Source organism: Flavobacterium aerium (genome assembly GCF_030766725.1).
GTDB classification, from domain to species: Bacteria; Bacteroidota; Bacteroidia; order Flavobacteriales; family Flavobacteriaceae; genus Flavobacterium; species Flavobacterium aerium.
This window is the reverse complement of the sequence record NZ_JARQWR010000008.1, coordinates 40,851-54,763: the sequence shown is the minus strand read 5'-3', so window position 1 is coordinate 54,763 and position 13,913 is coordinate 40,851. Positions and strand designations below refer to the sequence as shown.

At 34.2% G+C, this 13,913-nt stretch carries 9 protein-coding genes; 4 read left to right on the top strand and 5 right to left on the bottom strand.

Annotated elements, in window-relative coordinates; genetic code table 11:
* Window positions 1–3: 3 nt before the first annotated feature.
* Together porV and porU are read right to left on the bottom strand one after the other, a co-directional pair.
* Window positions 4–1,167, bottom strand: coding sequence for a type IX secretion system outer membrane channel protein PorV (gene porV, locus P6733_RS11970; protein WP_306353135.1), 1,164 nt, complete (start codon window positions 1,165–1,167; stop codon window positions 4–6).
* A gap of 40 nt (window positions 1,168–1,207) precedes the next feature.
* The gene (porU, locus tag P6733_RS11965; RefSeq protein WP_306353134.1) at window positions 1,208–5,068 is read right to left on the bottom strand and encodes a type IX secretion system sortase PorU; all 3,861 of its coding nucleotides are present in this window, start codon (window positions 5,066–5,068) and stop codon (window positions 1,208–1,210) included.
* A gap of 235 nt (window positions 5,069–5,303) precedes the next feature.
* Between porU and gldJ the strand changes: the two genes are divergently transcribed.
* The 3 genes from gldJ to P6733_RS11950 all read left to right on the top strand — a co-directional run bounded on the left by gldJ (window position 5,304) and on the right by P6733_RS11950 (window position 9,395).
* Window positions 5,304–6,983, top strand: coding sequence for a gliding motility lipoprotein GldJ (gene gldJ, locus P6733_RS11960; RefSeq protein ID WP_306353133.1), 1,680 nt, complete (start codon window positions 5,304–5,306; stop codon window positions 6,981–6,983).
* 68 nt (window positions 6,984–7,051) lie between these two features.
* Entirely contained in the window at window positions 7,052–8,341 is a 1,290-nt protein-coding gene (locus P6733_RS11955; RefSeq protein WP_306353132.1) for a UDP-N-acetylmuramoyl-tripeptide--D-alanyl-D-alanine ligase, read from the top strand.
* Window positions 8,342–8,489: 148 nt separating this feature from the next.
* Window positions 8,490–9,395, top strand: coding sequence for a DUF6268 family outer membrane beta-barrel protein (locus P6733_RS11950; RefSeq protein ID WP_306353131.1), 906 nt, complete (start codon window positions 8,490–8,492; stop codon window positions 9,393–9,395).
* A 2-nt stretch (window positions 9,396–9,397) separates the two neighbouring features.
* Here the strand turns inward: P6733_RS11950 and P6733_RS11945 are convergent, their stop codons facing one another.
* The 3 genes from P6733_RS11945 to P6733_RS11935 all read right to left on the bottom strand — a co-directional run bounded on the left by P6733_RS11945 (window position 9,398) and on the right by P6733_RS11935 (window position 11,916).
* Window positions 9,398–10,138 carry a LytR/AlgR family response regulator transcription factor gene (locus tag P6733_RS11945; protein ID WP_306353130.1) on the bottom strand — a complete coding sequence of 247 codons (741 nt, stop codon included), beginning with the start codon at window positions 10,136–10,138 and terminating at the stop codon, window positions 9,398–9,400.
* A 2-nt stretch (window positions 10,139–10,140) separates the two neighbouring features.
* Window positions 10,141–11,190: a sensor histidine kinase gene (locus tag P6733_RS11940; protein WP_306353129.1), complete on the bottom strand. Its 1,050-nt coding sequence runs from the start codon at window positions 11,188–11,190 to the stop codon at window positions 10,141–10,143.
* A 129-nt stretch (window positions 11,191–11,319) separates the two neighbouring features.
* Complete coding sequence (locus tag P6733_RS11935) at window positions 11,320–11,916, bottom strand: porin family protein (protein ID WP_306353128.1); 597 nt, start codon at window positions 11,914–11,916, stop codon at window positions 11,320–11,322.
* A 202-nt stretch (window positions 11,917–12,118) separates the two neighbouring features.
* Here P6733_RS11935 and P6733_RS11930 point away from each other — a divergent pair, with 202 nt between their 5' ends.
* Window positions 12,119–13,903 (top strand): ABC transporter ATP-binding protein, encoded by a 1,785-nt coding sequence (locus tag P6733_RS11930; RefSeq protein WP_306353127.1) that lies wholly within the window; start codon window positions 12,119–12,121, stop codon window positions 13,901–13,903.
* Window positions 13,904–13,913 lie beyond the last annotated feature (10 nt).

Below are 13,913 nucleotides of genomic sequence, written 5' to 3'. Positions count from 1 at the left end.
CTATTAATATTCATCGTATTTATCCCCAAAGTTGAAAGTCAAAGAAAAACGTAATGTGTTTTCCAATGGGTTTCTCACTTTTGAAGCCGAGAATAAATATGAAACATCTAATTTAACCACGTTATATTTAAATCCTGCACCTAAAGTAAAAAATTTACGTGCACCTTTTTCTACACTTTCATTAAAATAACCCGTTCTCAATGCGAAGGAATCTTGGTACCAATATTCTGCTCCTACTGCATAAGTAAATTCTTTTAATTCTTCTTTAAATCCGTCTGGAGCATCTCCAAAAGATTTAAAAATTCCTGATACCCATCCGATAGATTGGTAGTCCGCATTATTTTGTGAAATTTCTGATGAAGTTACTTCACCATCTCCATTTAAATCTGGTTTTTGTGGTGTAGGAACTAATAGTTTATTCAACTCAACAGTAACGGCTAATTTATTGTATTCATCAAAAATGAAATCAAATCCACCTCCTAATTTAAGATTTGCAGGAAGAAAGTTCCCACTGAAATCATCATTGTTATAACTGATTTTTGGTCCTAAATTTTGAATATTAAAACCTGCTCTCCAACGACCATTAAAATCTTCATAAGCCTGCTCTTCTGATTGATAGAAACCTGCTATATCCACAGCAAAAGTATTTGCTGCTGAAGCATCATTATTACCATCTGGAATTCTCAGGTTTGAACGAATATATCTACCTGCTACTGCCATAGAGAAACGCTCATTTAACTTTAACGAGTAGGATAAATCTAACGCTAGTTCATTTGGCTTAACAACATTTGGCTGATCATCGAAATTTTGTCTTAATTCAATTTCCCCTAAACCAAAATAACGTAAACTCCCTGCAAAAGCACTACGTTCGTTCATTCTATTGTAATAAGTCACTTGTGCTAATGAGATATCATTTGCGATAGAAGATAAATAAGGAGTATAACTCACTGAGAAACCTTGTTTATCTAAAGCGAAAGCATATTTTGCTGGATTATACTGCTGAGAATAAGCATCTGCAGAAGTTGCAACACCCATATCTCCCATACCGGCAGATCTAGCGTCAGCTGCAATCATTAAAAATGGCACTCCTGTCGTTATCACTCGGTCCTGTGCGTTTGCATATTTTGCTCCGAGCAAGAAAATTAAAAGTATTGATAATTTTTTCATTATGATTTTTGAGAGTTTATTAAACAAATATAGTATTTTCTTAAAGTATTACAAGTTTCTCGTATTTTTCCGTCTTTTTATTTGTAAGTGTCGACTTAACTGTCAATTTATAGATATAAACCCCTTTCCCTATGCGGTCTCCGAAGTCATCTCTACCGTCCCAAGTGATATCTCGAGAAAGGAATCCTTCTGTAACAATCGTTTGGTTTCGAGTCCAGACAATCTTACCTGTCACTGTCATCACCTGAACCTGAACGTCCAACGGCTCAAAGGGTCTATTATGAGAAAACCAAAATTCTGTATAGCTCACAAATGGATTTGGATAATTTAACACTTTATCCAATTTCATCTCTTCATCGCCTATTACAATAAATTGTATTTCTGCAGTTACCAAATTATTATAAACATCCCATGCCTTAAATGTCAGGGTATGCAATCCTTTTTCCAAGTTTCTAAATGGATAACGTACTTTTCCATTTGTATAATCGTCTAATGCTGTTTCGTAAAAATCATTCAATATATAAGGATTATTCTCATCCCCATCCAAAATAGCAACAATATCATGTCCAATACCACTGGCGGTATTAATTCCATTTTCATCTTCCAAAAACGCCAGAAATATAGGCGATGCGTTCGTAATCCCTCCCGAAACAAAGGACTGATCATTCATATATAATTTCACACGTGGTGGTAAATTATCAGCTACAGCATTCTCATTAATCCCTCCTACTTTAATAATACTATCGTATCCTGTTTGATCTTCTAGTTGTTGATTTTTTTTCGCATAAAAACTCACACGGCCTGGTCCAATAGGAACTCTAATATCTCTTGGCACTACAAAACCGAACTCAAACTGCCCATTCGTAACTGTCGCATTTCCTCTAAAAATCGTTTCGCCTAAAGTAGTGAAATTCATTATTACCGTAGGGTTATCATTTCCTAAAGTTGAGCGATTAATTCTTTTATCAAATACATTAACGGATAAATCTCCATTATAGTTGGACAATAGAGCCCCTTGTTCATTTGTTACCTCACCTGATAGCTTCACAAAGGCTAATGATTTTAAACTTTCTGTTGCTGCTCCTATTGGAACACCATTTATTTTAGTTAAAACTACTTTTGGCTTCGGAATGGCTAATTTCATTGCCGGATCACCCACAAAGGATACCACTCTCGTTCCTGAACTGTTATAACTCGCTTTTGCTTCTCGTAATGCTTCTGCAATTGTCACATATTGATCTGATCCGTATGAAAATAAAATTTCTGATAGTTTTCTATTAAATCCTGTTGCAACGTTTACAAAGATTTCTCGTGTTGTTGTAATCATGGCAACAGCACCTCCTTTTGGATTCCAATACGTATATTCTCCTGCTGTTGGCCTAAATGGATTATCAAACCTTGTGAACTCACAAGTAATTGTAATAAATAAGGGATACTTGAATGGGTTATTCATATTCTGCCCATCAAACTTCTCGAATATTCTTTCGTGCGCTAATCCATCTTCTCCACCATGTCCTAAATAATTAAAGACCAATGATCCTTGTTCGAAAGAACTGATAATCTCTTTCCTCACTTCAGGGTATCGACCTCCACCCGCTGATGTTTGTTGAACATACGAGTCAGAGTGAATCTTTTTCACATTCAAAAACGGTTTTTCATGTGCTATTATATTACTCAACGCATCTACTTCTTGTTGTAATATTTCATCTCCGGGATCGGCATCATCAGAAATCATAACGATATTATTACGCCATTTCCCATAGGATTTTATATCATAGTAATCGATTGCCTTGGTTACCATTTCTTCTGCTTGCTTAGCAGAACTTACTAGCATTCTTCCTACAGCAATATCGACTCCTTCATTATCACTATTCAACATTCTCCCTTCGTTATCATCCATTAGACAGAAAAAATCATCGGACATAAACGTACTCACCAATGATAGATTTGTCATTGTATCAAATGGTTGCAGAGATGGCTCATAAGAATGAAACGTAGGAACTATATTTGTATTATTCGAAATACGATTTTTATAATCAAATGATGTATCGCCAAAAAGATTCAGATACTTCACTCTTCTCGACGGATCAGGAATATTAAAATACACATAGCGTACAAAATTTCTAATGGCTCCAATATCTTGTTTACCAGAGGAAAACTCTTGATAAATCGACTCTAACGTTACAACTTTCACATTTAACTGCGAATAATTCCTGTGAAAATTTGCTAGTCTTTCTGCTTGACCATAAAGTGAATTGGGTGTAATTATAAGATAATCGATGTCTTGTATTAGCCCTTGATTATTCTTAAAGATATTTCCTTTTATATTTTGATTTGCAACTCTTGATTGCGATTCTTTCAAAGGGGTATAATAGTCGGACGGATCGGTTGCCAAATATTTCCGAACTTCACCAAGATTTGCTTTAAATGAAAGAATATTTGAATTTGGATTATCAACTTTCCTTACATTATATATATCGGTGATATCCCAAACTTGATTTATCGTATTGGCGTTTGAGATTCGATAATCGGCTACTCCAAAACTTCCTCCCGCCGCATCATATTGAAACTTAAATTGCTTTCCAACTCCACTTAAATTTCTTTTAGCTCTCAATATAATATAATCCAGATATCCATTTGACCCTGGAACACCTCCATTACTATAGGTCAATGTTATTTTTACGGCTGGCGTTGCAGAAGTGAATTGCCCTGTAAAAGAACTTTCTTTCCCTGCTCCTTGACCATCTGCTGGCAATGCCGAAAAGTTCACAGTACCAATATCCTGACTATTTGCATTTACCTTAAAAGATGTTGAAGTAAATGCCGCTGATGCCGCAACAACAGAAATCTTGATTGGTTCTGCAGTAATAAGGTTTGGAAAATTAAAATCGAAACTTTGTTGATTTTGCACATTAAACTGCTCTCCATACCATTTTCTACCTAAGCGTGCAAAATTAACCTGATCCAATTCATGGTATTGAGTTTCATCATAGGTCGTCACCGTTACTGTACTTGCTGCGGATGGCGGTGTAATATTCCCCATTCTTTTACCGGCTCCGCCCTGAGCTGTGATATAATAATAGGATCTCGACGAATATAAATTATTAAACGTATGACTTTCATCATTCCATGTATCTACACCTTCCGCATAAAAAAGAATATAATCTGTATCATTAAATACACCATCACTTTCTCCTCCAATGAAAATGGCATTTTCTTCTAAATCACTAGGATAAAAAGTGCTATTCAACAAAGGAATCATTCGTCCACCATTGCCATATATCTTAATATTTTGCGGGTTAACTCCACTCACATTAAAACCTAAATCTTGCAAAAAAGATTTTGATATCCTATATGCACCTGATTTTTCTACATAAAATCGGTACCATTCCCCTGACGCTAACACTGAATTTGATAATGCTGCTACACTGGAAGTAGATTGCGTACTATTCTGACGGGATTGATTACTGTTAAAAGAATACGAAAATGATTTTATTTTTTTATATGTATTGTTTTCTTTAACAATTGGTGAGAGGCTTAAAAAAGCATATTTTTTATCTCTTGCATTAAATACTTTCAATGAATTTTTAACATTTGAAGGTAAATTTGAAGTCGATAAATCACCCATTTCTTCTTTACTTATAGCTTCAAAAACCACATTAGTGATTCTCAATGAGCTTTCATCTACATAGGAATTTACTGGTATTTTTAATTGAAAAAAAAGCTCTTTACGGTCATTATCAAAATATTGCTTATCCCCATCAAACTGTGGAATTACAGCAGATGTAGCATTTGCGATAACTTTCTTTTTCGGAGTCCAGTTCAAAACAATAGTGCCATTATCCTGAGCCTTCGAGAGATTCGCGATTAGAACCAAAAAAACTATAAGTATTTTTTTCATCAATTAAAACAACGCAATTAAATGTTAAATATTACGAGAAGCAAAAATAATTTATTTATACGCGCCATTCATATAATAATTGTATTAAATTTGCGTTGTACAATAACAGTATTTAACGTTGCATGTTAAGGTATTTAACAAAATATTATATTTTTTTTAATAATTTTCAAAATGTTGTTGCAATTTAATGGTTAATTATTATATTGCGCCTCAAAATTTATTACCTACCAAAAGTATGAAAATAAACAAAATTATGGCTTTTAAACTACTGTTAGCATTGGCAGTAACCATAGGTTTTACTAGTTGTAGTAAAAATTCTGGATCGAAAAACGCCTCCTCTGCGACAGGTTGGAAGATTAACGATAAGAAAGGTGGTTTCCAGTACAACTCTAAGTTTAAGAAGCAAGAGACTGCTCCTGGATTAGTTTTAGTCGAAGGTGGTACATTTACCATGGGTAAAGTACAAGATGATGTTATGCATGATTGGAACAACTCTCCAAATCAACAGCACGTTCAATCTTTTTACATGGATGAAACTGAAGTAACAAATCTTATGTACATGGAGTACTTGGATTGGTTAAAGAGAGTTTTTCCACCAGAAGAAGAAAATTACAGAAACATCTATGAAGGTGCTCTTCCTGATACATTAGTATGGAGAGACCGTTTAGGTTATAATGAAACAATGACTAATAACTACTTGAGACATCCTGCTTATGCAAACTACCCAGTGGTAGGTGTTAACTGGATTCAAGCAGTAGAGTTTAGTAAATGGAGAACAGACCGTGTGAATGAGGCTGTACTTGAAAGAGAAGGTTACTTAAAAAGAGATGCTAAAACATTAGATGCTAATGCTGAAAATACTTTTAGTACTGAAACCTACCTTAATAGTCCAACTAAAACTTACGGTGGAAACGAGGAAATCGTTCTTAAAGGAAAAAGAAACTCTTTAGCTTCTAAAGAAGATGCTAAAAATGTTTATGCTCAAAGAACTTCTGGTATCGTTCTTCCGGAATATAGATTACCAACTGAAGCTGAGTGGGAATATGCTGCTCTTGCATTAGTAGGAAACAGAGAATACAATGCATACAGAGGTAAAAAGAAATATCCTTGGAAAGGTCAATATACTCGTTCTGGAAAAAGACAAGTAAAAGGTGATCAATTAGCCAACTTTAAACAAGGTAAAGGGGATTACGGTGGAATTGCAGGTTGGTCTGATGACGGAGCTGATATTACTGCTGCTGTAAAATCTTACCCACCAAATGATTTTGGTCTTTATGACATGGGTGGTAACGTTTCTGAATGGGTTGCCGACGTTTACAGACCTATCGTAGATGATGAAGCAAATGACTTCAACTACTATAGAGGTAACGTTTATACTAAAAACAAAATTGGTGAAGATGGAAAAGTGGAATTAGTAACTGCTTCAGATATTCAATACGATACTTTAAGTAACGGTAGAATTATGGCAAGAAACTTCCCTGGTCAAATCGCTCAAGTGCCAATTGATGAGAAAGAAACTTACTTAAGACAAAACTTCGATAAGAGTGACAATAGAAACTACAGAGATGGTGATAAACAATCAACTCGTTATTTCGACTTTGGATCTTCTGAAGAAGGTGATGCTAAGAAAGAAGATGAAAAAACTAGAATGTATGATTCACCAAAACACAGTGTGACTACAGATAGTTTAGGTAATATGATCAGAAAATATGACCACTCTTCAAAAAGAACTACATTGATCAATGACAATGTAAGAGTTTACAAAGGTGGATCATGGAGAGATAGAGCTTACTGGTTAGATCCTGCACAAAGAAGATACTTGCCACAAGATATGGCAACTAGTGATATCGGATTTAGATGTGCTATGTCAAGAGTAGGTCCTAAATCAGATGGTAAAAAGAAAGCCAGAAATTAATCATACTTATTATTATATAATAAAAAGCCCTTTCATTAGGGCTTTTTATATTTTAAAAATGTTTTGAAATGAACATACAAAATATACATTCTTTATTTCTAGAATGCTCTTCTATTTCTATAGACACCAGAAAGATAGGTTCAAATTCTCTTTTTGTTGCTCTCAAGGGAGATAACTTTGACGCAAATACATTTGCAGCAGAAGCACTAGAAAAAGGCGCTGCCTATGTTATTATTGATAATGAAAAGTATTATGTAAACGAAAAGACTATTCTCGTAGAAGATAGTCTCACTACTTTACAACAGCTCGCACAATATCATCGTAATTATCTAAAACTTCCAATTATAGCTTTGACTGGAAGTAATGGTAAAACAACTACGAAGGAATTGATTAATGTTGTTTTATCACAACGTTACACTACCAAAGCTACGGTAGGAAACCTCAACAATCATATTGGCGTACCGCTTACTTTGCTTTCTTTTGATGAATCTACAGAAATAGGAATTGTAGAAATGGGTGCTAATCATCAAAAAGAGATCGCCTTTTTATGTGAATTAGCAAAACCTGATTATGGTTATATTACCAATTTCGGAAAAGCACACTTGGAAGGTTTTGGTGGTTTTGAAGGAGTTATCAAAGGAAAAAGTGAAATGTATCAGTATCTGATTGAGCAAAACAAAATGGTTTTTATTAATCTCGATGATCCTATACAGGCACAAAAAGCGAGTGCATTAAAACATTATAGCTTTAGCCAAACAAATCCCGAAGCAAACGTATTTATTAATCATAGTCAAGCAAATCCTTTTGTTTCAGTACAATTTAATGATGCTACTATTCAGTCCCATCTGATTGGGTTGTACAATGCAAACAACATCAATGCAGCAATTACTATCGGGAAATACTTTGAGGTTAGTGATGATCAAATAAAAACCGCTATTGAGCATTATATTCCATCTAACAACAGATCTCAATTGGTTCAAAAAGGAACTAATGAAATCATCCTAGATGCCTATAATGCGAATCCAAGCAGTATGACTGTGGCTATTGAAAACTTCATTCAGCTAGATCGTCCTCATAAAATCATGATACTAGGTGATATGTTTGAACTTGGTCCTGAAAGTGCTTCAGAGCATCAAAATATTATTGCATTGGTTGCTTCAAAAAATGATAATACTGTATGTCTTTTCATTGGAAAACATTTTTACAATGTTAAAGCAGAAAATAAACATTTTCAGTTTTATGAAACTTTTGAAGATTTAGCTTCTTATCTCAAAACATATCGAATCGAAAATCATACGTTATTAATTAAAGGTTCCAGAGGAATGGCTCTAGAAAGAACCTTAGAATTTTTACCTTAAACAAAAAGTCGCTTAAAATATTTTAAGCGACTTTTCTTTTGAAAAGCCATTCTATACCATTGGTCAAAACTAACAGTCCATTTGTCAATTAAATTTTACCTCATCCGGAATTACTGCGTTATTCGTGCTAAATTTTTAAAAAATAGACATGAAAAACGCGCTTTATTACTTGATTGGTTTCCTTTCCTTGTGTTCCCAAACTACAATTGCTCAAACTGGAATCTCTGGTAAAATTAAAACAGAGTACATTCCATTTTCAAATTATGTACGACCACAAGACAGTTTAAAAACAGATTCTACAAGTGATTTCAAAAGAATGCAGGTATCACTAGAAATCCCGCTTTCGATTCAAACAGATGCAGAAGGAAAATCGAAAACATGGTCATTAATTCTAGATGGATCTTATGCTCGAATGTCAAATCGTAATTATGAAGAATCACTTTTCCCAACGGAATTACTAAATGCTCAAATAGGATTTAAACATATTCGTCCATTGGGTAAAACGTGGTCTTTAATGGCAATGGGATCTGTGGGAGTTTATACCGATTTAGAACAAATTACTTCCGACGATATATTAGTACAAGGTGGAGTTGTATTTATTAAACATTTTAATCCTCGTTTAGCACTTGGTGTTGGCCCTATACTATCGAATGCTTTTGGAGTTCCAATGATATTACCTTACATCTACTTTAATTGGGAAACACAGGGTAAATTAAGATTCCGCGTTTACTTCCCAGAAGGATTAGAAGTTGCCTATAAAATGAATCCTAATTTTGATCTTAAAGCTGTTGTAGAATTAAGTGGTATGACTGCTGAAATTAATCGAAATGACAAATCAATGTTATTGGGTTATCAACAAGTTATTGCGGGTATTCGTCCACAGTTTGAATTGGGAAAAAACTGGACCTTACAACTTACCGGAGGATCGTCGTTGATGCGTTCTTTTAAAACTAGTGAGCGTAAAATAAAAAGCATCTTTAAATCGAGTGATGTTGCAGACCCAAAATTCACCTCTACATTCTATGGGGCAGTGGCTTTAAAATGGCATTTCTAAGATTAACGGCTGAGTAATTTTTTATACACTACCTCTTTCAATAATTCTTCTCTTCGGGTTCTTGAAATAGGTAGTGCTTGCCCGTTAATAAACAAACGTCCTCCTGAAACAGAATCTATGTGAGCAATATTGATAAGGTATGATTTATGTATTCTGAAAAAATTCTCTTGGGGTAGTGTTTCTTCTAAACAAAGCATCGTTTGATGAATTATAATCACCTGATCTTTAAAGTGTAGTTTGGCATAATTTTGCATTCCTTCTATGTATAGAATATCGACCCATGAAATCTTTTGAAAACCATCACCTTGTCTCACATATAAAAAGGTATCTGATGGGGCTTGCTTACTATTCATCAAGTGCAACTGTCTTGCCTTAAGTGCAGACTGATAAAACCGCTGAAAACTGATTGGTTTCACTAAATAATCAACAACTTGTAATCGATAGCCTTCTAAAGCGTATTCCGAATAGGCCGTAGTAAAAATACATAGTGGTGGTTGTTCTAACGATTCTAGAAATTCTAATCCGGATAAGTAAGGCATATTGATATCCAGAAACATTAAGTCTACCGCTCCATTCTGAATGTATTCGGATGCTTCAATAGCGGACGAAAAAGCTCCTACAACTTTTAGAAAATCTAATTTACTTATAAAATCAACGATTCCGTTTCTAGCAATTGGCTCATCATCAATAACCAAACATCGCATTGGGGTATCCATCATTTTTTGAATTGAATTTGATTTCATACTTACGCTAATTGTAAAGTTAGAATTATTTTAAACTCATTGTCTGTTTTATTAATGATTAATTCATGTTGATCTGGATATTGTATATTGAGTCTCTTTTTTACATTTTCCAACCCTAAACCATGGCTTTTATCGCGTCGAATAAACTGATCGGTAAATGAGTTTCTCACTTCTAATGTTAGTACATTTTCATCTTGGGTACACTTCAAAACCACATATCCTCTTTCATTAGGAAGTCGGGAAACATGTTTAAAAGCATTCTCAATCAACGGGACTAATAACAGCGGTACAATAATTCGTTTTGCATCTTTAATCTCCCAGGTACAATCAACGAGAAGTTCTTCTCCCCATCTAATTTGCTCCACAGCAATCAAATCTTTCAAGTAGCCAATTTCACGTCCTAATGACACAAACTCTTGATTGCATTCATACAATTGGTAGCGCAGAATATCTGAAAATTTAATGAGTAATACGGAAGCTAAATCAACATTTTTCTGCATTAGTATATGAATATGATTCAATACATTAAACATTAAATGTGGGTTTATCTGATCTTGTAAAATTCGTATTTGTGCTTCAAGGTGTGCTTGTTGCAAGCGGGCATGATTCTTTTCCATTTTGCTATGTTCCTGATAAAACCTAAGACCACAGGCTGTACCATTAATCAACAAAGCAGAAGGTATTGAAACACAAAATCGGAACAAAAATAATTTCAAATTAGAATTTACAAAAAATAAGGTTTCCGTAGAACTTTGTACTTGGAAACGTGTAAAAAACATCCCTATAATTCCTAGCATCATGGCCAATAGTAATGTCATACCAATACATTGCAACACAAAAGATCTCATAGTTCCTTTGCTCAATGCTTTTGGCAATAATATATCACTCAAAGTATGTGCAATAACAACGGAACTAATCAAGATTAAAAATGCTTCTATTGCTGCCAAACCAAATGACAACTCTTGAATCATCTGACTCCAGATTGTTACACTGAGTATTACCCAAAAAATGATAATGAATATTCTGTGTTTATATCGTAAATTATATTTCATATATGAGCTTGCGTATTTTTGTTTCATTCAAGGGTCAAATTAACGAGTTATTTTTGTAATAAAACAGCGAAGAAGCCACAAAGGCTCCTCGCTGTTTTATCGATAAATGATTCTTTCGTAACATTGATTTTACAGAAAAAAGTATCCTACACTAACATTGAATGTATTTGATTTTGATTTGAAATCTTTACTCAAATTACTCAAACCTCCTTCGTACCGTAAGTCAACACTAAAGTTTCCTACATCTAATCCTGTACCGACTAAATATCCAATATTCGATTTATCAAATTTTCGGTAAGAATGTTGTACATTATTCAGGATGGAAACGTTATCATCCATGACATAAGAATAAACACCTCCACCGAAAACTCGTACATTCACTACCGAAAGATCAAGGATTTTATAACCGACTAACAATGGCATTTCGATACTTTTCCATTTTGTTTCCTTAGCATTCATATTGCTTGTTTCCAACTTCGATTTTTTCTCTGCATATAAAAGTTCTCCTTGAATATAAAATTTCATCAGATCCACCCGTGCCATTCCTCCCACGAAATAACCTGTAGATAATTTCGAATCTAAATCGGTTCCCGAAAGGGATAGCTTTGTAAAATTCGTTCCTCCTTTTAATCCCACATGAATAGGTGATGGATTTTGTGATTGAGCTTTTGTTGCACACAGACAGAGTAGTAAGCTTCCCCACCACACTAAATTGATTGTTTTCATTTTCATTTGATTTTTAATATATATGCAAAGGAGCATATTATGAATTTGCTGTAAAAAACAATTTGACCAACTGTACCTCAACATGGACAAAAGGTATACTTCATTCGATGAGTAATTCCGTTTCATTCAATTTATTGACCTATATCAAACGTTTCGAAGCATTAATTCATTAATTTCATGTTTTATTATTTCTGTAGTAATTATGAATATTAAACAACTTTTCAGACATCTTTATCCTTTTGTAAAACCTTATAGATTATTAGTGTTTGCAACGTTAGCACTTACTCTGGTTGGTTCTTTCACGGCACAGGTAAATGCTTGGATATTGCGGTATACTGTAGATAGTATTACGGAATTGATTGAAGCGGGTAAAGGATTGAATGAGGGAATTTCTATATTAATATTCATCACAATCGTTTTACTGAGCAAAGAATTAATCAATGCTTTTGTACAGTTTGGACAAAAATTCTATGGTGAAAAACTCCGCATCTTAGTTTCTCAGGATTTAGCCCAAGCCGTTATTGAAAAAATATTAACCTATAAGCTTTCCTTTTATACCAGTAACAATAATGAATCTGGAAAACTTCAAACTCGTATTGATCGTGGTATTGAAAGCTTAACTCGATTAGTCCAAAATTTCTTTATTGATATACTCCCATTATTTGCAAATTCTCTGGTTGCATTGTTTTTAATGTTCAATGCTAATTTCTACGTTGGATTAGTCGGTTTATGTATTGTGCCAATCTATTTTCTTATTACTCAGAATCAGGCAAAAAAACTAAGTGGCTGGCGTCGAAATTTACGGGGATTTCGAGAATCAAAAAGTCAGGGGATTTTGAGTATTATTGATTCGATTACTGTCATCAAATCTTTTAACAGAGAGCAAATTGAGGCCAAAAAGCAATTGGATTTACAGCGTAGTTTAACGGAGAATCAAATGCAGACGCGTCGAATCAGTTTTATCTTTGATGGATTAAAAACGTTTGTAGAACAAATAGGTGTTGTACTCATCATCATCCTTACTGCTTATCTTGTACTTTCAGGACAAATGACCATTGGTGCTATTATGTTTCATATTCTATTATTCAACAATGTCTCTGCTCCTATTCGTCAGTTGCATCGTATTTATGATGAGATGAATGATGCTATAATTTATTCTGAAGGATTCTTTGAAATTGTAAATGCAGAAGATCAGAAAGAAGTATCTGGAACGTACAAAACACAGACATTGAAAGGGAATTTTGAAATCCAAAATGTTGACTTCACGTATCCTAATGGAACGAAAGCTTTGTATGGTATCAACATGAAAATTGAGCCTAATAAAATCACTGCATTGGTGGGACTTTCGGGAGCTGGAAAGAGTACAATCATCAATCTATTAGATAAGTTCTATGTTCCAGATTCTGGTAAAATCACTTTAGACGGAATTGACATCAATGAATACGATACACATTTTCTACGGGACAACATTGGACTGGTATTACAGAAAAACCATATTTTCAATGGTACTATTGAAGAGAATATTCGCTATGGTAATATCAATGCAACGCAGGATGATATTGTCATTGCGGCTAAAAAAGCCTACATCCACGATCAAATCATGCAATTACCGGATCAATATAATTCTAAAGCATTACTATTGTCGGGAGGACAGCAACAGCGTATCGCTATTGCGCGTATGTTTATTAAAAATCCGCCTATTATTTTCTTGGATGAACCTACAGCTAGTCTTGATGCTATTGCGACGGAACAAATTAAAAACAGTTTGGATGCCATCAAAAAGGATCGAACTGTAATTATTATCTCTCATTCTATTTCGCAAATTATCGATGCCGATCATATTTATGCTATGAAAGAGGGAAGAATCGTTGAACATGGTACACATGAAGAAATTTATAGTCAAAAAGGAACGTATAAAGAGATTTTTGACGCAAGTGCACGAAGTCTCAATATTGACAAGATTGCCCGAACGATGGATGAATCTTAAACTTCGATGC

What these genes read in the sequence shown, in the direction of transcription:
- porU (WP_306353134.1), bottom strand. Translation starts at nt 5,068, where the DNA reads ATGAAAAAAATACTTATAGTTTTTTTGGTTCTAATCGCGAATCTCTCG.
- P6733_RS11930 (WP_306353127.1), top strand. Translation starts at nt 12,119, where the DNA reads ATGAATATTAAACAACTTTTCAGACATCTTTATCCTTTTGTAAAACCT.
- gldJ (WP_306353133.1), top strand. Translation starts at nt 5,304, where the DNA reads ATGAAAATAAACAAAATTATGGCTTTTAAACTACTGTTAGCATTGGCA.
- P6733_RS11955 (WP_306353132.1), top strand. Translation starts at nt 7,052, where the DNA reads ATGAACATACAAAATATACATTCTTTATTTCTAGAATGCTCTTCTATT.
- P6733_RS11935 (WP_306353128.1), bottom strand. Translation starts at nt 11,916, where the DNA reads ATGAAAACAATCAATTTAGTGTGGTGGGGAAGCTTACTACTCTGTCTG.
- P6733_RS11945 (WP_306353130.1), bottom strand. Translation starts at nt 10,138, where the DNA reads ATGAAATCAAATTCAATTCAAAAAATGATGGATACCCCAATGCGATGT.
- P6733_RS11950 (WP_306353131.1), top strand. Translation starts at nt 8,490, where the DNA reads ATGAAAAACGCGCTTTATTACTTGATTGGTTTCCTTTCCTTGTGTTCC.
- P6733_RS11940 (WP_306353129.1), bottom strand. Translation starts at nt 11,190, where the DNA reads ATGAAATATAATTTACGATATAAACACAGAATATTCATTATCATTTTT.
- porV (WP_306353135.1), bottom strand. Translation starts at nt 1,167, where the DNA reads ATGAAAAAATTATCAATACTTTTAATTTTCTTGCTCGGAGCAAAATAT.